The sequence below is a fragment of the Providencia sp. PROV004 genome, from assembly GCF_011045615.1.
Classification (GTDB): domain Bacteria; phylum Pseudomonadota; class Gammaproteobacteria; order Enterobacterales; family Enterobacteriaceae; genus Providencia; species Providencia rettgeri.
This window is the reverse complement of sequence record NZ_CP042859.1, coordinates 2,367,502-2,390,736: the sequence shown is the minus strand read 5'-3', so window position 1 is coordinate 2,390,736 and position 23,235 is coordinate 2,367,502. Positions and strand designations below refer to the sequence as shown.

Below are 23,235 nucleotides of genomic sequence, written 5' to 3'. Positions count from 1 at the left end.
TGTGCTTTTGCATCTATAGCTAAAGAATATTAAATATAACTAAAAGTTATAATTAAATAATTTGATATAACCAATATAACATCATTCACAGAAGAATAAACAGTATGATGATAAAATTTCATCTAAATGCCACTACACTGATGAAAGGCCGTAAGATAGTGCAAAGACGGATTAACTTTATTTCATTATGTGGTTCAATAAGTAAAATGAATTTTGCAGGATCCTCACTGTAAAATTTAACGTATTAAAGTGGATATCATAATTCTCAACGAAGAGAGGTGGTTACATGCGTTTAAATGTTTTGGCTTTAATTATTGGTATGTCGACGATTTCTTTTGCCCCTGCGCTCTTGGCGAAAGAAGTGGCTTATGGACAACAAAAAATTGTTTTGTCTGATACGATTGAACCCGGAAATGATTTTTACCGTTATGTTAATGAAGATTGGATAAATAAAGCGCAAATCCCCACCGGTATGCCACGTATTAACTCTTTCGTGGAATTATACTTAAACACAGAAAAACACATTCAATCGATTATTGATCAATTACAACAGATCCCTGAAAACAAGCTCACGCATAACCAACGAAATATTCGAAATTTATATCTCAGCTACCTGAATGAAGCGGCTATCGAGCAAGCTGGTATTAGCCCAATAAAATCCGATTTAGATGCCATTGCAAAAGCTAAAAATCATCATGATATTAGCCAGCTAATGACACAGCCTGACTATAAATCGCTGATTTCTTATTGGGTAGATTTAGATGCCAAAGCACCTGATACCTATGTGCTTTATATCGGTCAAGGCGGTTTAGGGCTACCGAACCGTACTTATTACCTCGATGACACCCCACAAATGCAAGAAATTCGAAAAAGTTATATCGCTTATATCGCTACCATGCTAGAACTGGCGGGTGAAAAAGATGTACAACCAAAAGCGCAGAAAATTTTTGATTTGGAAAAAGCAATTGCAACAGTGCATTGGAGCCCAGAAGCACGCCGTGACACTATCAAAAATTACCATGCAATGTCTCTAGCTGAAATGAAAAATTATACTCAAGGTTTTGATTGGACTAGTTTTATTACCAATCGTAAACTAACAGATAAACAACTTGAGAAAATCATCGTTGAAACAGATAGCGCGGTGGAACAAACCGCAAAAATTTTTGCTGATACCCCTGTTTCGACACTAAAAGATTACCTAACCTTCCAATATATTAGTGAACACGCACGTTATTTAAACCAAGCTATCGCGGATGCCCAGTTTGATTTTTATTCGAAAAAACTCAATGGAATTGAAAAACAACGCACTCGCCAAGAACGTGCATTGCAGACTGTTAATTCGCTCCAAGGTGAGCCATTAGGGCAAATTTATGTCGAACAATACTTCGACCCGCAAGCTAAAGAAAAAATTAAAGACTTGGTCAGCTATGTGAGGGGCACATTTAATTCACGCCTAAAAGTCAATGACTGGATGGATGAGCCAACTCGCCAAGAAGCCCTTAAAAAATTAGAGCAATTCACTGTTAAAGTGGGATATCCAGATCAATGGAATGACTTCAGCACAATTAACCTCAAGCCTGACTCATTATTAGAGAATTATAAACAAGTTTTAGCCTGGTCATATGATGATATGATTGGCAAAATTGGCCAACCTGTCCGTCAATGGGAATGGGGCATGACGCCACAAACAGTCAATGCTTATTTCAACCCTGTTCAAAACGAAATTGTGTTCCCAGCGGCAATTTTACAAGCACCTTTCTTTGATCCTAATGTTGACCCAGCCTATAACTATGGTGCAATTGGCGCTGTAATTGGTCACGAGATGGGCCATGGTTTTGATGACCAAGGCAGTTTATACGATGGTACGGGGCAATTACGTAACTGGTGGAGTGAGAGTGCCAAAACTCACTTTAAAGAGAAAACAGCCAAGCTTGTTGAGCAGTATAACGCATTTGCTGTTGATGGTTTAAATGTGAATGGTGAGCTTACATTAGGTGAAAACATTGGCGATCTCGGTGGATTAAATATCGCCTTGAGTGCTTATAAACAATTTGCCAAAGAAAATTACCCAAATGGTGAGCCCCCAATTATTGACGGAACAACTGGGTTACAACGTTTCTTCATTGCTTGGGCTCGTACTTGGCAAGAACTGTCAAATAAAGAATCTGAGCGTAATAAGATTATGACAGACCCTCATAGCCCTAACCAATTCCGTGCTAATGGCGTAGTACGCAATATTGATGACTGGTATCAAACATTTGGTGTTGATAAAAATAACACACTATATTTGGCACCAGAGCAACGTATTCGTATTTGGTAATTTATCAATGAAAAAAGAAGGCTCGAGATTTAACTTTAGCCTTCTTTTTATGACTAGAAAAATTAAATTGTTTTCAAATCAATCCAATACGCTAAATAGTTCAAGTTGTGGCTAGGCAGCAAGAGACGCTAAGCCCTAGGAGCATACATAAGTATGTGACTAGGGTTAGCGAGCGCAGCTAACAACGCCACAGCTTGAAATATGACGCGTATTATTTGATGACGCCGCAGGCCATTCTAGCCCCACCACCGCCTAACGCTTCTGGATTATCAGAATAGTTATCACCACCCACATGCACCATCAATGCACGGTCTTGAACATCTTTGAGTGATTTTAAACGTGGTGCTAGTACCGCGTAATCAGCATTACCTTGGCTATCGGCAACTAGACCGGGTAAATCACCTAAATGCCCTGTGTTATCATAAGGGCCTTTGTGGACACCTGTTTTAGCGGGGTCTAAATGACCGCCTGCTTTTAATGCAGGTACCGATTTGCCATCTTTCTCTGCGGGTTCGCAACTTGGGTTCTCATGAATATGAAACCCATGAATGCCTGCTTGTAGGCCCGTTAATTTTGGTGTAAATAGTAATCCATATTCTGTTTCTGAGATAACAACTTCACCAATTGCTTTACCATCACCTGTTGGGGTCGCTTCTTTTAATACAACAGTAGATTGAGCAGCGTATGCTGTCCCCGCTGTCAATAATGCAGCCAGTAAACACATTTTTAACTTCATTTTGCCTCCGGTGGATAACTTTTATCTATCATTCCATCGACTTACCTAAAGACCTTAACAAGGTAAGAACTATTACTATCTATTGATAATTACAATGACTCTATCTTAAGTTAACACAAATTAGTTATCACTTTGGTGCTACATTTGAGTTTAGTTAAAAATTGGCGGTTATATCACAGTGAGCGATAAGAAATAAAGGAAATGACAGTATAACAGTGGGTTATTCACCGATAGGCATTGATATGAAATTGACAAGTTAATAAAAAAGCCAATCAAATTAAATGATTGGCTTTTTTGTTTGAATGCAAAAGGGAATTATTATTTCTCTTTCACTTCCCATTTACCATCAACGTAGAATGCACTCCACCCCGTCGCTTTACCATTTTTTTCTGAAGAAACATATTGCTGTTTCGTTTTACGACTAAAACGGACGACAGTTGGGTTACCTTCGCCATCTTCAGCTGGTGCTTCAGCCAAATAAGCCAGTTTTTCAGGTAAACGGTCTTTAAAGCGCTGTAATTCTGCAACTAATGGTGCACGCGTTTCTCGTGATTTTGGGAATGTGTTTGCCGCAAGGAAAACCCCAGCAGCACCATCACGTAACACAAAATACGCATCGGATTTTTCACATGGAAGTTCCGGTAATGGAACCGGGTCTTCTTTCGGTGGTGCGACTTCGCCATTTCGTAAGATTTTACGCGTATTTTTACACTCTTCGTTAGTACAACCCATGTACTTACCAAAACGCCCCATTTTCAGGTGCATTTCTGATCCACACTTGTCACATTCAATGACTGGGCCGTCATAACCCTTAATACGAAATTCGCCTTCTTCGATTTCATAACCTTCACATGCAGGGTTATTACCACATACATGTAATTTACGGCCATTATCAATCAAATAGCTGTCCATCGCGGTGCCACACTTTGGACAGCGACGTTTTGCTCTTAACGCATTAGTTTCCGCATCATCCCCTTCAAGCACATTCAAGACTTCGTCTTCAGGGATAAGGTTTATTGTTTTCTTACAACGTTCTTTTGGTGGTAGCGCGTAACCAGAACAACCTAAAAATACCCCGGTTGATGCAGTACGGATACCCATATGACGTTCACAATCAGGGCAAATGATTGAGGTGATCACCATTGGGTTAGTACGCATTCCCCCTTCCTCTGGTTCTTTTTCAGCAACATCTAGCTGCTTACTAAAGTCAGAGAAGAATTCATCTAATACGGCTTTCCACTCAGCATCATGATTTGCAACATGGTCCAGTTGGTCTTCCATACGCGCAGTAAAATCGTAGTTCATCAGGTCGTTAAAGTTTTCCTCTAAACGATCCGTTACAATCTCACCCATTTTCTCTGCATAAAAACGACGATTTTCAACTTTGACATAACCTCTGTCTTGGATCGTCGAAATAATCGCTGCATACGTCGAAGGACGACCAATACCACGTTTTTCGAGCTCTTTAACTAAAGATGCTTCACTAAAGCGAGCTGGTGGCTTAGTAAAGTGCTGGCTAGGTAATAGCTCAATTAAAGATAACTCCGCACCAACTTGTATTGGTGGCAATGTTTTATCTTCATCATTTTTACGCAGTGCAGGCATGACTTTCGTCCAACCATCGAAACGTAAAGTACGCCCTTTGGCTTTTAGTTCAAAATCACCTGCTTTGACTGTCAAGGTTGTTGAATCATATTTTGCTGGCGTCATTTGACAGGCCACAAACTGATTCCAAATTAATTGATACAACCTTTTCGCATCGTTCTCCATGTCTTTTAGTGACTCAGGTAAAACATCGACACTAGAAGGACGAATGGCTTCGTGCGCCTCTTGCGAATTATCTTTACTGCTATAAACATTCGCATCTTTTGGCAGATATTTAGCGCCAAAATTATCATTAATATAGCCACGAACCATATCCAATGCATCTTGGCTCAAGTTTGTTGAGTCAGTACGCATATAAGTGATATACCCTGCTTCATAAAGACGCTGAGCCATCATCATGGTTTTTTTCACGCCAAAACCTAAACGAGTACTGGCGGCTTGTTGCAACGTTGACGTGATATACGGTGCGCTCGGCTTACTTGATGTCGGCCTATCTTCACGGTCAACAACCGCAAAACGGGCTTTTTCAAGTAGCTTAACTGCTGCCTCTGTTTGCGCTTTATTGACTGGTTTAAATGCCTTACCACCTTGTGAAGTGACTTCCATACGCAAGTTAGCGATATCTTTATCAGCTAAATCGGCATGCAGTTCCCAATATTCTTCAGGGACGAAAGCTTTAATTTCCCGTTCACGTTCAACAATGAGTTTCACTGCAACTGACTGAACACGGCCAGCCGATAAGCCACGAGCGACTTTTTTCCACAGCAACGGAGAAACCATATAACCCACAACTCGGTCCATAAAACGACGCGCTTGTTGTGCGTTAACTCTATCTATGTTTAATTCCCCAGGGCTATCAAATGCCTGAGTGATCGCATTTTTGGTGATCTCATTAAATACAACACGACTAAAACGAGAATCGTCTCCACCTATCACTTCGCGTAAATGCCACGCAATAGCTTCCCCTTCGCGGTCCAAGTCCGTTGCGAGGTAGATGTGTTCGGCATCCTCCGCCAATGATTTAAGTTCAGAAACCACTTTTTCTTTACCCGGTAGAATTTGATAATTCGCTTTCCAACCATGGTAAGGGTCGATCCCCATGCGCTTAACTAACGCATCACGCGGATCTTTTTTTACTTTCTTTGTTTTGTCGGTAGATGAGCCTGTACTCTTTTGTGAGCCGGTTTGTGAACCAGAGCCGCTTTTCGGCAGATCACGAATGTGGCCAACGCTGCTTTTTACAACGTAGCCACTGCCAAGATACTTATTAATCGTTTTGGCCTTTGCCGGGGACTCCACTATAACAAGAGCTTTACCCATATTTACCTTTACCTAAATATCAACAATGGCGCATTTCTACATTAAAATGCGCAAAATGAGAATCTCTTTTTTATATTGCGACACAATCACAATATATCAATATATTTTTAAACAATTATTTGTGTTGAAACAAAACTTATAAACTCAATCACGTTATTCTAAAAAGCACAAAGTGTCTTCTAGTTGACTGATTTTAACCACATAAAGATGTTTAGTCACAATTGAAAACCACACACTCTACCTGATAAAATGCTAGAAGCAACCAATTATTTTTTCAAGGAAGCCAAGTTATGCAAGATAATTTACCGTTCATCACAAAAAAAGAGTTACTTGAAAAAGCTAATGATATCATAAAGAAACATGATGATTATATTCATGGTATGTTTGTTGACACCGTTGAGCAGCATCGGGGTACATTGGTATTTAAAGGAGAATTCTTCTTAGATGAGAACAATATTCCTACTTTAAAAAGTACAGCTGCTTTTAATATGTACAAACATCTCGCTCATGTACTGTCAGAACAATACCAATTAAGTGATAATAACTAATTAACACGTTTGCTTTTTGTATAAAATTTACCGGCTTTAACGCCGGTAAATTAATAGTAGATTTAAAAACGCTTATTCGCTAGGCGAAATTTAAAATTACAAGAGTGGTTTTTGCCCGCGTTGCCACCAGCGCAATAATAAGTTATCCACGCTCTTTGCCGCGCTTCCCATAAACTTATCCATCATTTTTTTACTTAACACATAACGAATACTAACTATTTCCTTAGTATCAATTGCATTGATAATAAAATCATCACTTACACCAATATTATCTACTAGCCCTTTATCAAGAGCCTGTGAGCCATACCAATACTCCCCTGTCGCAACTGCGTCAATATCTAAAGATGGGCGATTTTGATGAACAAATTGTTTAAACAATTCATGTGTTGAATTTAAATCTTCAACAAATTTTTTACGGCCTTGTTCCGTGTTTTCACCTAACATGGTCAATGTACGCTTGTATTCACCTGCGGTATGAAGTTCAACGTCAACATCATGTTTTTTTAATAACCGATGAATATTCGGAATTTGAGCAACCACACCAATCGAACCAATAATGGCAAATGGTGCAGCAATAATTTTATCTGCAATGCATGCCATCATGTATCCGCCACTCGCCGCAACTTTATCAACCGCAATGGTAAGTGGGATATTTTTTTCTTTGATTCTTAATAATTGAGAAGCTGCTAAACCGTAACCATGAACCATTCCACCAGGGCTTTCAAGTCTTAACAAAACTTCATCTTGTTGATCGGCAACAGCAAGAATTGCACTGATCTCTTCACGTAAAGAGGCAACTTCGCGGGCATCCATGCTACCTTTAAAGTCTAAGACATATAAACAAGGTTTTTTAACCCCTGTTTGGCCTAATTTCGCCCCTGTTTTCTCACTTTTTGATTTCGCTTTTTGCTGCTTTTTAAATGCTTTCAACCACGCTTTATGTTCTGGTTCATTCATTTTAATTTGTTGCATTTGGCGTTGGCGCTCACGATAACTTTCACCTAAATCTGTGATTTTTAAAGCACCTTTAGCCCCTTGTCGGCGCATACCTACACCAAACACAAAGACAGCTAGCAAAACCACCGCCACCAAAATAGTGACGACTTTTGCTAAAAATAGCCCATACAATGAGAAATACTCCACAATCTGATCCTTTTGATGTTTATCTTCAATTACAAAAATAATCTCACGATTACGTGCAAACAACCAGAAAAAAACAGAGTTAGCACACAAACTTCGTTAATAACTATGTTAGATTAGCCAATTATCACAATCAGTGCGATGATAACCGTACATGCTAATCACAATAGTAGGAAAGAATATGCTCCAATATCAACCTAGACAAGACCTATTGAAAGGTAAAACGATTCTTGTAACCGGTGCCGGTGATGGCATTGGCCGTGAAGCCGCTCTCACTTATGCGCGCTATGGTGCATCCCTTATCCTTGTTGGTAGAACACAGCATAAATTACAATCCGTTAGTGATGAAATAGCCGCTTTAGGTGGAAGTAAGCCACCTTGCTTTATATTAGACTTATTAACTGCAACAATTGATGACTGCTATACTCTAGCCTCGCAAGTTGCCGCAATAACACCTTATTTAGATGGCGTATTACACAATGCCGGAATACTTGGTGTCGTTGCCCCCATCACTGAGCAACCCAGCGACCTATGGCATGATGTTATGCAAATAAATGTTAATGCCACATTTATGCTAACTCAAGCATTGCTCCCTTTGTTACTCAAAGCACCTAATGCCTCATTAGTTTTCACCAGTTCGAGTGTAGGTAAGCAAGGTCGCGCCGGTTGGGGCGCCTATGCTGTATCAAAATTTGCCACCGAAGGTTTAATGCAAGTGCTAGCCGAAGAATATAAGCAGACTAATCTTCGTGTAAATTGTATTAACCCAGGCGGCACTCGAACCTCAATGCGAGCAAGTGCATTTCCTGATGAAAATCCGCTTAAATTAAAAACCCCTGCTGATATCATGCCTATTTATATCTATTTGATGGGCGATGATAGCCTGCGTAAAACGGGAAGTAGTTATGATGCTCAACCCGGACGTAAACCTGGTGCTGCGGAGTAAACACGATGTCTCAAAATCGACACGAAGAACGCCAACAACGTTTAAAAGAAAAAGTAGATGCACGTATTGAAGCCGCACAAATTGAACGAGGGATCGTTATTGTCTTTACTGGAAATGGGAAAGGCAAAACCACAGCCGCATTTGGAACTGTCTGCCGTACAGTAGGCCATGGTAAAAAAGCCGCTGTTGTTCAATTTATTAAAGGAGGTTGGGATAATGGCGAACGCGAACTACTAGAACCACAAGGCGTCCCCTTCTATGTTATGTCAACAGGGTTTACGTGGGAGACTCAAAATAAAGAGACCGATACCCTTGCTTGTATGGAAACTTGGCAGTACGCCAAGCAATTGTTAAGTGACCCACAGTACGATTTAGTCATTTTAGATGAGCTCACCTATATGGTGAGTTATCATTACCTCGAATTAGCAGAGGTGGTTCAAGCATTACAAAGCCGTCCTACCAATCAGTCTGTCGTGATCACGGGTAGAGGTTGCCACCGAGATTTGATCGAATTAGCCGATACAGTAACAGAAATGCGCCCAGTGAAACATGCATTTGATATTGGGATTAAAGCTCAAAAAGGGATTGATTGGTAACTAACCACTAAATAAAGTGCAATAATTCGATATTTATACAGTTGTGGTACTGTTAAAGTTAAAGGAGATACTCTAAATAACTTGTATGGTTCAATTGCTGCAAATGTGAATAATAACGCTGCTGCACGTAACGATGTTTACATTAAACTCAAAGCGACATTCAATAATAATTATGGGCAAATTACAGCCGCTAATAACCAAAAGCTTGATATTGGCACATTAGAAAACTACGCAGGAAAAGTGACTGCTGGGAAAACCTAACTATTGATTCCAAAAATCGGGTTAATAATCAGTATGGGGCTTTACGTTCGACTAATACCACTAAGATCACCAGCCCTATCGTCACGAGTGGAACGACAGGAAGCATCTCCGGTAATCGTGTGATTATTGATGCTGTTGTGACTAACTAAAATATCCTACGCTTAAAAAAGGCGGTCATTTCTAAATGACCGCCTTTTTATTATGGCTAATTACAGAATTAATATTCTGAATTAATCACCACCTCTTCACCAAAACGCCCTGCTTTTGGTAATGGTTGATAAGACGAATTAGCTGCACGTAAAATACGGACACCACGAATACCTAACTCATGAGCTGCCGCGATATCTGCATCAGCATCACCATAATAAATGGTTAATTTGTGATCGCGCATCCAGCTCACCTTATTATTTTGCCCTGGCTCATCGCCTGCAAAAATGACAGGTTGCATTTTATCTGCAGGTATTGCTAAACCTTCTTGAACGTATTTAGTCACCGTTTCTGTTTTTGTTTTCGTACGGCCTGTGATGAAATAGACAGTATCACCGCGATCTAAGTGCATTTTGACTAAATCAATACCCACTTGTTTTGGCATACTGAATTTGTCCCACTCATTATTCATTTTTTCCCAAAATTGTTGGTTTTTGAGATAGCTAAAGTCGTTAGGAGAGAACTCTAATTTACCACGGTAAAAACCTGGACTCGAAAATAACACCGTATCATCGATATCAAACCCAACAGCCATTGGCGCTTTGCCTTCTAGGCTTTGTTTAATTTGTTCGATGGAAACCCAATGAATAGGCTGTTGTTGAGCTAGTTCAACAACGGTAACCCCAGGGCTTACGGTTTCTGGCATTGGAATTTTTGCTTGAGACGTTGCTGTAAAACTTAATGCCAATGCAATCGCACTCAAAGTCAGTGTTATTTTTTTCATGTTTTGTCCTTATTCAGGTTTATCCACTTAAACCATTCTTTATTTATCTGGATAAACTGGGTAAGTAATAGGTTTATCTGTAAATTTGTCTTTATTATCAGTAGTAACCCAATATTTTGTGAGTCACATCCCACAAGAAAGGTCATACTAAGACTTTTAATTACATTAAAATGAGACAAACATCTCATAAATATCATCTATTACTGATAGCTTTCATAATAATGTGAACTAGAACATTAGATCAAAAAAAGCTGAGGGTGGAGCCTCAGCTTTTTTAATATTCGAGAATTGCAATTAATCTAGATGCGAGTACGACGTTTCGCCGTTGGTCTTGAAGATTGACGTTTTGATGCAGGACGTGATGCAACTTGCGTATGGCGTTTTACTGCACGGCGAATTTGGTTCGCTTTAATACGACGTTGGTCACGCTCAACGGCAACTTTGCTTTCAGTTTCTACCGGCAATTCCACCAGCTCGCGGAGATAATTGGTTTGTTCTAAACCCAGTTCCGTCCATCCTCCACGTGGTAAACCTTTCGGTAAATCAATATCACCATAACGCACACGGATTAAACGGCTCACTTGAACACCAACCGATTCCCAAAGGCGACGGACCTCGCGGTTACGCCCTTCAGTTAAAGTGACGTTAAACCATTGATTCATCCCTTCTCCGCCACGGTAAGAAACCGTTTTAAAAGAAGCAGGACCATCTTCCAACTGTACGCCTTGTGTTAATTGACGAATTTTTGCTTCATTGATTTCACCAAACACACGTACAGCATATTCACGCTCAACTTCACGGCTCGGGTGCATTAAACGATTAGCTAGCTCACCATCAGTCGTAAATAACAATAAACCACTGGTGTTAACATCTAAGCGGCCAACAGCAATCCACCGTGCTCCCGTTAAGCGAGGTAAACGGTTAAAGACAGTTGGGCGCCCTTCTGGATCATGGCGTGTACATAATTCACCTTCTGGCTTGTAATAAGCCATTACACGGCAAATTTCTTTTTCAGGTTCTTTGATAGCTAATAAACGACCATCTAAACGAATTTTTGTTGCTGGTGTGACTTCAACACGGTCTCCAAGTGTCGCAATTTTGCCATCAACACTAATACGACCCGCTTGCAGGAATGTTTCGATTTCTCGACGAGAACCATGCCCTGAACGAGCAAGGATTTTCTGTAATTTTTCAGTTTTTTGCGGTTTTACGCTCATGTAACCCTCTGCTGTCGCCTTCACAGGCGTCAAATATCTTTTTGGCGCGTCATCTTGTGACCGTACCAAAAAGTAATGAATTTGAAAACCCACGCATTATACACAGGTTTGTCCTGAACCCCTATAACTTATCTGAATATCGCACTTTCAATACGATTTTATTTAATTCCGTGCTAAATCTTAGGCTTTTAGGTATTTGTATTTATTCAAAAGGCGTTGGGTCCCCTGTTCCGACGCGTGCCACAACAGGTGTATCATCAGTAAAGTCAATCACAGTTGTTGGTTTTTGCCCGATATAACCACCGTGTATAACTAAATCGACTTGTTTATCAAGTAAATCGCGAATTTCTTCAGGATCTGATTGCGTGAAATCATCGCCAGGCATAATCAAACTGGTTGACATCAAAGGTTCACCAACAGCTTCGAGTAAATCTCGAGCAATCGGGTTTGATGGCACTCGTAAGCCAATGGTTTTACGTTTTTCATTCATTAAACGCCGTGGAACTTCTTTCGTTGCCCGTAAAATAAAGGTGTAATTACCTGGCGTATTATTTTTAATTAAACGGAAAACGGTGTTATCAACATGTGCGTAATTCGATAGCTCAGAGAGATCTCGACACATTAAAGTGAAATTATGGTTAGCATCAAGCTGACGGATACGACAAATACGTTGCAAAGCATCTTTTTCTTCTAAACGGCATCCAATGGCGTATCCTGAATCCGTAGGGTAAACAATGACACCGCCTTTATTTAGAATTTCAACACTCTGGCTAATCAGCCTTGCTTGAGGATTATCCGGATGGACATAAAAAAACTGGCTCATACATACCTCTAATTTTTGGGTATCGACAGCATCACCCGGCAAAAACACCTATAAATGCTACTATCTCTTAATTCCATGAGATGACCTACTCAGAAATAAATCATCACTTATAATAATTATTTTACACCGCATTATTAATACATCAATTAATTAGCTGCTTTTTACCGCATTCCAAAGAGTCCAGACTGCATTATCATCATTAGGTAACCATAAATTTCGGCCAAGCTCTATCCAAGAACATGGCCGATGAAAATCTGAACCCACCGATGTGTATAAATTTGCATTATTGGCTAATTCCGCTAAATACTGCTTTTCATGTGGCGGCTGCTGGCAATGAGAAACTTCCATGGCATCACCTCCACACTGTTTAAAATACGCAACCAACCGTTTTAACCATTTATTGGATAATTGATATTTCGCAGGATGAGCTAATACTGCAATACCACCGGCCGCATGAATTGCGTCGATAGAGTCTTGAATTGAGCACCACTTCGCAGGAACGTAACCTATTTTTCCTTTTGATAAATAACGCTTAAATACGTTATTAATGGTTTTTTCTTTACCTATTTTCACAATATACTGTGCAAAATGAGCCCGCGTTACCTGCCCACCACCAGAAATATGTTGCACATTTTCCCATGCGTCATCAATCCCTGCTTTTTGTAATCGCCTGCCCATCTCAATACCACGCTCGAAGCGACGTTCAGATTGTGCTTTCAACAATTGAGCCATAGCGGGGTGTGAAGTCGAAAAATTTAACCCCACAATATGTATTTCAATGTTTTCCCACAGTGTCGAAATTTCAACACCATTGACTAACTCAATTGGCCTTTCATTTTCAGTAAGATAGCGACGAGCCTCAAATACACCTTCACAGGTATCATGATCTGTGATCGCTAAAATATTAACCCCTTTTTCAATCGCACGTTCGATTAACTCTGCTGGAGTAAGGTCACCATCCGAAGCATTCGTATGGCTATGTAAGTCGTAGCGAGTCACTAATGGCGGCGAAGCAGTCGACAGATTGATATCTTCTCTAATTTCCATGTACAACTATATTTCCTAATAAAGTAACAAAGTTCTTGACATAAACAACGCGATCCAGTTAACTAGTACGCAAGATAGCTAAGGCTAAAAATCATCAGTTTATCCAGTGAGGCATACAATGAATTTATTTAACTTATCAAATCGTTGGTGGCGTGACTTCCCAAATTGGGCGGAAGCCGCACACGCATAGTTATTGTATGTCTCAGTGCCAAACCCGCCCTTCATCGGCGGGTTTTTTTATGTCAAAAATTAGCGTAAGGCAACATAATGAACGAACAAAACACCACATTAGCACATTTTAAGTATCTGGATAGCCCAATTAATTATCAGCCTGACCCTACATTATTATTTAATCATCTGTGCCATCAAGTTCCATCGACAATGTTGTTGGAGTCTGCTGAAATTAATAATAAGGCCAACTTACAAAGCTTACTGGTTGTCAACAGCGCGCTACGTATTCGTGCTTTTGGCCAACAAGTTGAAATAGAAGCATTGACGCCAAATGGTCAAGCCTTATTACCAAAGCTGTTAGCACAATTAACCCATTTAATCACACATCATAGCATGCAAGAAAATAGGTTAACGGTAACGTTTAGCCAACCTGCAAAGGATTTAGACGAAGATAGTCGCCTGAAGGCAGCATCTTGTTTAGACGTTTTACGTGCTCTGCCCGTTCTCGCGCAAGCCTATTCAACAAAACCTGAAAACCTGTTTGTTGGTGGTTTGTTTGCATACGATTTAGTCGCCAGTTTTGAAGATTTACCCAAGGTGAATACCGTTAATCACTGCCCTGACTATTGTTTTTTTGTTGCTGAGCATTATTTAGTGATTGACCACCAAAATCAGGCTGCTCGACTCAAAAGTTGCCTATTTACGCAAAATGAGCAAGATGTCGAAACGGTTACACAACGCCACGCACAAATTATCGCTTCGTGCCGTGCGTTCTTACCCGCACTTCCTTTAGCAACAGCACCTGATTTTGCGGTCTCGATAAACAAAAATGACCAACAATACGGGGAAATTGTCACCTCATTAAAAGAAGCCATATACCGTGGTGATATTTTTCAGGTTGTGCCTTCTCGTAAATTTACGATGCCATGCTCACATCCCTTAATTGCATATCAAAAACTCAAAGCACAAAACCCAAGCCCTTATATGTTCTACATGCAAGATGAAGCATTCACACTCTTTGGGGCTTCACCTGAAAGCGCACTCAAATATGCAACAGCAAATCGCAAAGTGGAAATTTATCCTATCGCAGGAACCCGCCCTCGTGGGCGTAACGCGCAGGGTGAATTAGACCTCGACTTAGACAGCCGAATTGAACTTTCCATGCGCTCAGATGAAAAAGAACTCGCTGAACACATCATGTTAGTTGACTTAGCTCGCAACGATTTAGCCCGTATTTGTGAAGCCGGTAGCCGTTACGTCGCCAACCTAACTAAGGTTGACCGTTACTCTTTCGTGATGCACTTAGTTTCTCATGTTGTGGGAACATTGCGCCAAGATTTAGATGTTTTTCATGCATACCAAGCTTGCATGAATATGGGGACTTTAACGGGTGCACCAAAGGTAAAAGCCATGCAACTGATTGCTCAATATGAGCAAGAACGCCGAGGGTCATACGGAGGAGCTGTAGGATATTTTCAAGGAAATGGTGATTTTGATACCTGTATCGTTATTCGCTCTGCGTACGTAGAAAATGGTATTGCCACTGTGCAAGCGGGAGGTGGTGTCGTTCTAGATTCCATACCTCAAGCTGAAGCCGATGAAACCCGTAATAAGGCACGTGCAGTGATCCGTGCAATTGCCCAAGCACATCAAGTTAAGGAGTTATTCTAATGGCGAACATTTTACTGCTCGATAACGTTGACTCCTTTACTTATAACCTAGTAGACCAACTGCGCACAGGTGGCCATAACGTGGTTATTTATCGCAATACAGTCAATGTAGAACATATTTTATCTGTATTAAATCAAATGATTTCACCGATACTAGTCTTATCACCCGGCCCTGGTAAACCGAGTGAAGCAGGTTCAATGCCAGAAGTATTAATGCGAGTAAAAGGCAAAATTCCTGTTATTGGTATTTGCTTAGGTCACCAAGCCATCGTTGAAGCTTATGGCGGAACGGTTTCAGCTGCTGGTGAAATTTTGCATGGTAAATCTTCGATTGCCACACATGATGGTTTAGCTATGTTTAATCATCTTGAAAACCCAATATCAGTGGCGCGTTACCACTCTCTTGTTGGTAGCCAAATTCCGGAAAGCTTAACCATTTGTGCCCATTCAAATGGCATGGTCATGGCTGTACGTAATGATAGCGATAGAGTTTGTGGATTCCAATTTCATCCCGAATCCATTTTAACAACGCAAGGTAAACAGTTGCTAGAAAACACTGTGGCATGGGCTCTTTCTACTCCCAATGCAACCGAACCTACTCATTCGCACTAACGGAATACTAAAGAGCCAATTATGCAAAATATTTATGATAAGTTATTTAAAGCGCAACCACTGACTCAACAAGAAAGCCAGTACTTGTTTAATGCTATTATTCAAGGCGAATTAACAGAACCTCAATTAGCTGCTGTGTTAATCAGTATGAAAATGCGAGGTGAACAACCGCAAGAAATTGCTGGAGCCGCGTTAGCTTGTTTAGAGAATGCACAGCCATTTCCCCGCCCTGACTACCCATTCAGCGACATCGTTGGCACTGGGGGAGATGGCGCAAATAGTATCAATATTTCCACAGCAAGCGCATTCGTTGCTGCTGAATGTGGGATTAAAGTGGCGAAACACGGTAATCGAAGTGTTTCGAGCCGTTCAGGTTCTTCGGATTTACTTGCCGCCTTTGGTATCGCCTTAGACCTCAGTGCGCAAAGTGCTCGTGACGCATTAGATGAGCTTGGTGTTTGTTTTTTATTCGCACCACAATACCACAGTGGGTTCCGTCATGCTGCCCCTGTGCGTACTCAACTAAAAACTCGAACGTTATTTAATGTATTGGGGCCATTAATTAATCCAGCTCGCCCACCGATTGCCCTTATCGGTGTGTACCAAGGATCATTGGTAAAACCTGTGTCTGAAACACTACAGATGCTTGGTTTTACCCGTGCAGCTGTGGTACACAGTGGAGGGATGGATGAAGTTTCATTACATGCAGTTACTCAAGTCGCTGAATTAAAAGATGGCAAAGTACAACATTATCAATTAACTGCTGATGATTTTGGGCTAGCACCATATCAATTACGCGACTTAGAAGGCGGTACACCTGATGAAAACCGCGTATTGCTTAGTGATTTACTTCAAGGCCATGGCCAAGCGGCTCACGAAGCGGCTGTAGCGGCCAATGTTGCCATGCTGATGCGTATTAATGGCCATGAAGATTTAAAACAAAACAGCGAACACGCACTTGCAATTATTCGTAGCGGTAAAGCATTTGACCGCGTTACAGCTCTCGCGGCAAGGAACCAATAAAATGAAAGCGACAGTCTTACAAAAAATTGTTGATGATAAAGTTGACTATTTAATTGAACGCAAAGCCAAGCAGCCGTTAGAAAGCTTTATTGCTGAAGTTCAGCCTAGCCAGCGTAGTTTCTATAACGCACTAAGCGCTAAACGCCCTGTTTTTATTTTAGAGTGCAAAAAAGCGTCTCCTTCAAAGGGTTTGATCCGTGCTGATTTCGACCCTGCGATGATAGCCAAGACATATGCACCTTATGCGAGTGCGATTTCCGTTCTCACCGATGAAAAATATTTTCAAGGCAATATGGATTACTTAACGATTGTCAGTAATACCGTAAAGCAACCCGTATTATGCAAAGATTTTATCATTGACCCATACCAAATCTATCTTGCACGTTACTACCAAGCAGATGCCATTTTACTGATGTTATCTGTATTAAATGATGATGAATATATCGCATTGGCTGAAGTTGCTCATCAACTGAGTATGGGGATATTAACGGAAGTCAGTAATGAAGAAGAATTAGAGCGAGCAATTCGGTTAAAAGCCAAAGTGGTTGGCATCAATAATCGGGATTTACGCGACCTTTCTATTGATTTAAATCGGACTCGTGAGCTCGCGCCTCGCTTAGCAAAAGAAACGATAGTGATCAGTGAGTCAGGTATTCATCAACACCAACATATTCAGTCACTGAGACAGTTTGCAAATGGTTTTTTAATTGGTAGTGCACTAATGGAGCAAGCTGACTTAGATAGAGCCATTCGAAGCCTGTTAGTTGGGGAACATAAAGTCTGTGGTTTAACCCGCGAACAAGATGCAAAAGCCGCATTTAAAGCAGGAGCACACTACGGTGGATTAATTTTTGCTGAAACCTCCCCGAGAAAAGTGACATTGTCACAAGCCCAAAATATCATTCATGCAGCGCCGTTAAAATATGTCGGTGTTTTCCGTAATCAGTCCGCCGATTTTGTTGCCCATATTGCCAAACAGCTTGCGTTATCTGCGGTGCAACTACATGGTGAAGAAGACTCTGCTTATATCAATACGTTAAAAACATTTTTACCAAACTACTGTGAAGTTTGGAAAGCGCTTGATATGTCAAGAACAACTTTAAATGACTATGACACACAAGACATTGATGTGTTACTACTGGATAACGGACAAGGTGGCACTGGTAAAACCTTCAATTGGTCAGAAATCCCTTCATCTGCAACACAAAAAATAATGATTGCGGGGGGACTTACACCAGATAACTGCCTAGATGCTGCAAAGTTACTGTGCAACGGATTAGACTTTAATTCAGGGGTTGAAATTGAACCTGGTATAAAAAGTGAACAAAAAATAAATTTGGTGTTGTCAGCGTTGTTAGCCGAATCAACGGCTCACTAATACACAACGAAAAGATAAAACTCCAACACCAATTAATGTAACTGTTAAAATGGACAATAAATAATGAGTAAATTAGATCCGTATTTTGGCGAGTTTGGTGGGCAATATGTCCCAGAAATTCTGATCCCTGCATTAAATCAATTAGAAGACGCGTTTATCGACGCACAGAATGATGCTGAGTTTATTCGTGAATTTCACGACTTACTAAAAAATTATGCAGGTCGCCCTACTGCACTAACATTATGTAAAAACTTAACTGCCGGTACAAAAACAAAACTCTATTTAAAACGCGAAGATTTACTGCACGGCGGCGCACATAAAACCAATCAAGTATTAGGCCAAGCGCTACTGGCTAAGCGAATGGGAAAAAACGAAATTATTGCAGAAACCGGTGCTGGGCAACATGGAGTTGCAACCGCACTGGCTTGTGCATTATTGAATATGAAATGCCGTATCTACATGGGCGCTAAAGATGTTGAACGCCAGTCTCCCAATGTATTTCGTATGAAATTAATGGGTGCTGAAGTTATATCTGTTCATAGCGGTTCGGCAACCTTGAAAGATGCGTGTAATGAAGCATTAAGGGACTGGTCTGGCAGCTATGATAAAGCTCATTATTTATTAGGAACTGCGGCGGGTCCACACCCTTACCCAACAATTGTACGTGAATTCCAACGTATGATTGGTGATGAAGCAAAACAACAAATTCTTGAAAAAGAAGGCCGTTTACCCGATGCTGTCGTTGCCTGTATTGGTGGTGGTTCAAATGCAATCGGTTTATTTGCCTCTTTTATTCCAGAAGAACATGTGAAACTAATTGGTGTTGAACCTGCTGGATTAGGTATTGAATCAGGCCAACATGGTGCGCCATTAAAACATGGTCGTGTTGGGATTTATTTCGGTATGAAATCACCGATGATGCAAACTAGTGAAGGTCAAATTGAAGAGTCATATTCCATCTCTGCAGGATTAGATTTTCCTTCTGTTGGACCTCAACATGCTCATTTAAATAGTATTGGTCGCGCAGAATATGTTTCGATTACCGATGATGAAGCCCTGAATGCTTTTAAATTATTATCACGTAAAGAAGGAATAATTCCAGCATTAGAATCTTCTCATGCCCTCGCATATGCATTAAAAATGGCAGAGCAAGAACCCAATAAAGAACAATTATTAATCGTCAATTTGTCTGGCCGTGGTGATAAAGATATTTTTACAGTGCATGATATTTTAGCCAGCAGAGGAGAAATTTAATGGAACGTTATACCCAACTTTTTAAACGTTTAACTCACGATAACCAAGGGGCATTTGTTCCATTTGTCACTTTAGGTGACCCTGATGCTGAATTATCATTAAACATTGTTGATGCTTTGATTGCTGGTGGCGCTGATGCATTAGAGATTGGTATTCCATTTTCTGATCCATTGGCGGATGGCCCAACCATCCAAAATGCAAATTTACGCGCATTTCAAAGTGAAATCACCCCGACTATTTGTTTCGAGTTACTAAGTCGTATTAGAGAAAAACACCCTACTATTCCGATTGGCTTATTAGTGTATGCAAATTTAGTTTTTACCAATGGTATTGAAAATTTTTATATTCGCTGCGAAAAAGCAGGTGTTGATTCCGTATTAGTTGCAGATGTCCCGATGTCCGAATCACAACCATTTCGTGAAGCTGCATTGGCACACAACATTGCTCCTATTTTTATTTGCCCACCCAATGCCAATGATGAATTACTGCAACAAATTGGGAAATATAGCCAAGGTTATACTTATTTGTTATCACGTGCAGGCGTAACAGGCACAGAAAAACGCGCTGAAACGCCATTAGCTCATTTATTGAGCCAATTAAATCAGTATAACGCGGCTCCTGCCCTACAAGGTTTTGGGATATCTGAACCTGAACAAGTCAAAGAAGCGATTAAAAATGGTGCAGCAGGTGCAATTTCTGGTTCAGCCGTGGTTAAAATCATCGAAAACAACTTAAATCGCCCTGATGTTATGCTTACATCATTAACTGAGTTTGTTGCAAAAATGAAAGCAGCAACACAGAAATAGGCTAAACAATAAATAGTAATCAAGTCATACTTAAGTTTATTGGCTTGATTACTTAAATCATATAATTAAATTTTGTCTGGGCGATTTTCAATCCTTTTAACGTTATTTTTAGAAATATTATTTAAATATATTCAGTATTTTTCAGTTTTAAAACTCTCAAATAGTCCAAAAAAACCAATCATAATATTTATTAATATAAACCACCAATATTAAAATCAACAGATACGTGTTATTACACTAGTACTTTCTCTTAATATATCCATATCAGAGTAAGTGTTACTATTTGATTAAATTAGCATTTTACGCACTAGATATATAAAACACTATTTATAGTATAATATGGGAGTATTACTCTCCCCATATTTTTATGACTCAACTTAAATACAATTAAATTTTAATGAAAATTAATATAACGCATAATCCCTATGCTTTAATGGAATTTTAATTAGCTATTTTTAATTTTATCTATAGTCTATTTTAGGGATATTTATGAAACATTCTACCAATCATTCTATCACTCATCCTATGATGAGAGTTAAGCCACTCTTTTTAAGTGTGTCTGTTATTTTAGGATCGATATCTATTGCTCACGGAGCAGTTGTTAATACCAATGGTGCTGGCGTAATAAATCAAAGTAATGGTCCTACTATCGTTCACATTAAAGGCGCAAGTGACAAAGGTGTTTCACACAACATTTATAGCCAATTTGATGTTGACCAAAAAGGGGTTATTTTAAATAACAGTACAGCCAACACGAATACCACTTTAGGGGGCCAAATTAATGGCAACTTAAATTTAAATAATGGTAATGGCCCTGCAAAAGTTATTTTGAATGAAGTTAATTCAAATAAAGCAAGTACTTTAGGCGGTATGATTGAAGTCGCTGGTGATAAAGCGCAAGTTATTGTTGCTAACGCATCAGGCATCACATGTAATAACTGTGGTTTTATTAATACCGATCGGGTGACTTTAACAACAGGTAAGCCAATTGTTGCTGGTGGTGAAGTTCTTGGCTATAACGTTGAAAAAGGTCAGATTATTATTAATAGCCGCTTACAGTCAGAGTCCCCTACTGATATTATCGCTCGCTCTGCAGTGATCCGTGGAGACATTCACGCCAAAGAAATTAATGTTGTAGCAGGCAATAACTTTGTTGATGCAAAAGGTAATTACATTACTAAGGTACAAGGAGTTGGGTCTGCCACGCGAATCGGTGTTGATGTCGCGGCTATGGGAGGGATGTATGCCAATAAAATTACGCTAGTTTCCACGGAAAGTGGAACCGGTGTTTCTAATAACGGAAACTTAATTGCCGGAACGGGTGGAGTAAACATTGATTCAACGGGATTAGTGTATAACCAAGCAGGTAAAATGAATGCCAATGGTAATATCAATATAAAATCCAATGGGTTATATAATACAGCAACTATTGTAGCGAATGGTGATGTTGATATTAATGCACAAAACTCAGTTCTGAGTAATGTGAATGGACAGATTAAGTCTAATGATGGCAATCTCAAACTGGCTTCAGCTACGAGTGTTGATAACCGAAGTGGTATTATTCATGCTCAGCAAGACATGAACATCGCGACTGCAAATATTGTTAACACTAACGGTTCAATTAAAACTAATCGTGGAAATATTGCAATTCGTGCGACAGGTAAGATTGATAATAACTATACCCTACGTAATAACGTCATTAATGTAGACGAACGAGGAATTCGAGCAGGCGGTGATTTATCAATTGATACGACAACACTTGCAAATAATAACTCTACGTTATCAGGCCGTGATATCACAATAAATGCCCGTAATATTGTCGCAAATGATAATAGCTCGCAAATTCTAGCTAAAAGAAAAATCGATATCGATTCTGTTACGTTACAAAACAATAATTCACTAATTAAATCCACCAATGGACAGACCAATATCACCCTATCAAGTAACCTAGTAAATAACGGTTATGCTGCAATCGATAGTGGAAAGGCATTAAATATCAAAGCTAACATCATTTACAACCAAGGTTCACTCGCTTCGGGCGCAGGTAAATCAAAATTTGATCTTTATTCTCTTAATAATCAGTATGGATTTATCAAAGCCAATAATTTAGACATCAAAACCACCCATTTAGGTAATGGGAGAGGTTTAATCACTGCAGATTCAAATGTGGTTGTTAATGCAACAAGTGTTGATAATAGCTACGCTAATGGGTTTAATAGTTACGCGAGTAAATTTGGTGTTGCTGGCCAAACGGGTGGGATCTACGCGAAAGATGGTTCAGCGACTATCAAAGCAAATAGCTTAAATAACTATTCTGGTGTTATTGCTGCTAATCAAACACAAAAAGCGACAAACGTAGGTGACATTGATATTACATTAAGAAATGACCTTGATAACCGTTATGGTAAAATCCAAGGTACAAATAATGTCACATTAGATGTAAATAAGTTAAATAATACTTACTCTGGTACTGTTGACGCTGGTAAAGATTTAACTATCGATACCTTTACTCGTGTAGATAATAATAATGGTCGCTTAAGCTCAATGGGAACGACTAAAATTACAAGTCCTGTAATTTACAATAGCCCTTATGGGCAAATTCTAGGTTCCATGATTATCTTAAATACACCTAATTATTACTAGTTAGGTAAAATAAGGAGGCAAATAGCCTCCTTATTTACTCCAAAGCAGAGTGCCAACAATATAATAAATAGAATTATTTTAGCACCATTAATGTTCCTTAAGCTACTTTAATTATTGCTCATATTAACAGTAAATAGAAGCGTTCTAAACCCAAGTAAAAAAACCTATTCAATTTAATATAGAGCATT

At 39.7% G+C, this 23,235-nt stretch carries 17 protein-coding genes, 1 pseudogene and 1 other annotated feature; of the genes and pseudogenes, 11 read left to right on the top strand and 7 right to left on the bottom strand.

Annotated elements, in window-relative coordinates; genetic code table 11:
- The first annotated feature begins 286 nt into the window (after positions 1 to 286).
- Complete coding sequence (locus tag FVA69_RS10620; protein WP_164528816.1) at positions 287 to 2,320, top strand: M13 family metallopeptidase; 2,034 nt, start codon at positions 287 to 289, stop codon at positions 2,318 to 2,320.
- Between the two features lie 211 nt (positions 2,321 to 2,531).
- Here the strand turns inward: FVA69_RS10620 and sodC are convergent, their stop codons facing one another.
- Together sodC and topA are read right to left on the bottom strand one after the other, a co-directional pair.
- Positions 2,532 to 3,056, bottom strand: coding sequence for a superoxide dismutase family protein (sodC, locus tag FVA69_RS10615; protein ID WP_042851597.1), 525 nt, complete (start codon positions 3,054 to 3,056; stop codon positions 2,532 to 2,534).
- 318 nt (positions 3,057 to 3,374) lie between these two features.
- The gene (gene topA, locus FVA69_RS10610) at positions 3,375 to 5,981 is read right to left on the bottom strand and encodes a type I DNA topoisomerase (protein WP_164528815.1); all 2,607 of its coding nucleotides are present in this window, start codon (positions 5,979 to 5,981) and stop codon (positions 3,375 to 3,377) included.
- 290 nt (positions 5,982 to 6,271) lie between these two features.
- Between topA and FVA69_RS10605 the strand changes: the two genes are divergently transcribed.
- Positions 6,272 to 6,529: a DUF2498 family protein gene (locus FVA69_RS10605; protein WP_094960535.1), complete on the top strand. Its 258-nt coding sequence runs from the start codon at positions 6,272 to 6,274 to the stop codon at positions 6,527 to 6,529.
- Positions 6,530 to 6,625: 96 nt separating this feature from the next.
- On the opposite strand, the gene sohB is transcribed toward FVA69_RS10605, so the two are convergent.
- A complete protein-coding gene (sohB, locus tag FVA69_RS10600) occupies positions 6,626 to 7,672 on the bottom strand; it encodes a protease SohB (RefSeq protein WP_004911048.1) in 1,047 nt (348 codons plus the stop codon).
- Between the two features lie 178 nt (positions 7,673 to 7,850).
- Here sohB and FVA69_RS10595 point away from each other — a divergent pair, with 178 nt between their 5' ends.
- From FVA69_RS10595 to FVA69_RS10585, 3 genes are all read left to right on the top strand, one after another.
- On the top strand, positions 7,851 to 8,615 hold the full coding sequence (locus FVA69_RS10595; protein WP_109912273.1) for a YciK family oxidoreductase: 765 nt from the start codon (positions 7,851 to 7,853) through the stop codon (positions 8,613 to 8,615).
- A gap of 5 nt (positions 8,616 to 8,620) precedes the next feature.
- Positions 8,621 to 9,211 (top strand): cob(I)yrinic acid a,c-diamide adenosyltransferase, encoded by a 591-nt coding sequence (cobO, locus tag FVA69_RS10590; protein WP_004911054.1) that lies wholly within the window; start codon positions 8,621 to 8,623, stop codon positions 9,209 to 9,211.
- A gap of 81 nt (positions 9,212 to 9,292) precedes the next feature.
- Positions 9,293 to 9,472, top strand: coding sequence for a hypothetical protein (locus FVA69_RS10585; protein ID WP_042851598.1), 180 nt, complete (start codon positions 9,293 to 9,295; stop codon positions 9,470 to 9,472).
- Between the two features lie 217 nt (positions 9,473 to 9,689).
- Here FVA69_RS10585 and aphA read toward each other — a convergent pair whose 3' ends face one another.
- The 4 genes from aphA to rnm all read right to left on the bottom strand — a co-directional run bounded on the left by aphA (position 9,690) and on the right by rnm (position 13,490).
- On the bottom strand, positions 9,690 to 10,403 hold the full coding sequence (gene aphA / locus FVA69_RS10580; RefSeq protein WP_004911059.1) for an acid phosphatase AphA: 714 nt from the start codon (positions 10,401 to 10,403) through the stop codon (positions 9,690 to 9,692).
- A 299-nt stretch (positions 10,404 to 10,702) separates the two neighbouring features.
- Complete coding sequence (gene rluB, locus FVA69_RS10575; RefSeq protein WP_004911066.1) at positions 10,703 to 11,620, bottom strand: 23S rRNA pseudouridine(2605) synthase RluB; 918 nt, start codon at positions 11,618 to 11,620, stop codon at positions 10,703 to 10,705.
- Between the two features lie 202 nt (positions 11,621 to 11,822).
- The gene (locus FVA69_RS10570) at positions 11,823 to 12,443 is read right to left on the bottom strand and encodes an L-threonylcarbamoyladenylate synthase (protein WP_004911068.1); all 621 of its coding nucleotides are present in this window, start codon (positions 12,441 to 12,443) and stop codon (positions 11,823 to 11,825) included.
- Positions 12,444 to 12,593: 150 nt separating this feature from the next.
- A complete protein-coding gene (gene rnm / locus FVA69_RS10565) occupies positions 12,594 to 13,490 on the bottom strand; it encodes an RNase RNM (protein WP_164528814.1) in 897 nt (298 codons plus the stop codon).
- Between the two features lie 139 nt (positions 13,491 to 13,629).
- Positions 13,630 to 13,731, top strand: a sequence feature (Trp leader region).
- A 26-nt stretch (positions 13,732 to 13,757) separates the two neighbouring features.
- Here rnm and FVA69_RS10560 point away from each other — a divergent pair.
- The 6 genes and pseudogenes from FVA69_RS10560 to FVA69_RS10530 all read left to right on the top strand — a co-directional run bounded on the left by FVA69_RS10560 (position 13,758) and on the right by FVA69_RS10530 (position 23,047).
- Positions 13,758 to 15,332 (top strand): anthranilate synthase component 1, encoded by a 1,575-nt coding sequence (locus FVA69_RS10560; RefSeq protein ID WP_123381919.1) that lies wholly within the window; start codon positions 13,758 to 13,760, stop codon positions 15,330 to 15,332.
- Positions 15,332 to 16,966 (top strand): annotated as a pseudogene (gene trpD / locus FVA69_RS21360) (bifunctional anthranilate synthase glutamate amidotransferase component TrpG/anthranilate phosphoribosyltransferase TrpD). The gene FVA69_RS10560 and the pseudogene trpD overlap by 1 nt, the downstream one beginning before the upstream one ends.
- 1 nt (position 16,967) lies before the next feature.
- The gene (gene trpCF / locus FVA69_RS10545) at positions 16,968 to 18,344 is read left to right on the top strand and encodes a bifunctional indole-3-glycerol-phosphate synthase TrpC/phosphoribosylanthranilate isomerase TrpF (RefSeq protein ID WP_164528813.1); all 1,377 of its coding nucleotides are present in this window, start codon (positions 16,968 to 16,970) and stop codon (positions 18,342 to 18,344) included.
- A 63-nt stretch (positions 18,345 to 18,407) separates the two neighbouring features.
- Positions 18,408 to 19,598, top strand: a complete 1,191-nt coding sequence (trpB, locus tag FVA69_RS10540; protein ID WP_109912279.1) for a tryptophan synthase subunit beta — start codon at positions 18,408 to 18,410, stop codon at positions 19,596 to 19,598.
- Positions 19,598 to 20,404 carry a tryptophan synthase subunit alpha gene (gene trpA, locus FVA69_RS10535; RefSeq protein ID WP_004911094.1) on the top strand — a complete coding sequence of 269 codons (807 nt, stop codon included), beginning with the start codon at positions 19,598 to 19,600 and terminating at the stop codon, positions 20,402 to 20,404. The genes trpB and trpA overlap by 1 nt, the downstream gene beginning before the upstream one ends.
- Positions 20,405 to 20,893: 489 nt before the next feature.
- Positions 20,894 to 23,047 (top strand): filamentous hemagglutinin N-terminal domain-containing protein, encoded by a 2,154-nt coding sequence (locus FVA69_RS10530; RefSeq protein WP_164528812.1) that lies wholly within the window; start codon positions 20,894 to 20,896, stop codon positions 23,045 to 23,047.
- Positions 23,048 to 23,235 lie beyond the last annotated feature (188 nt).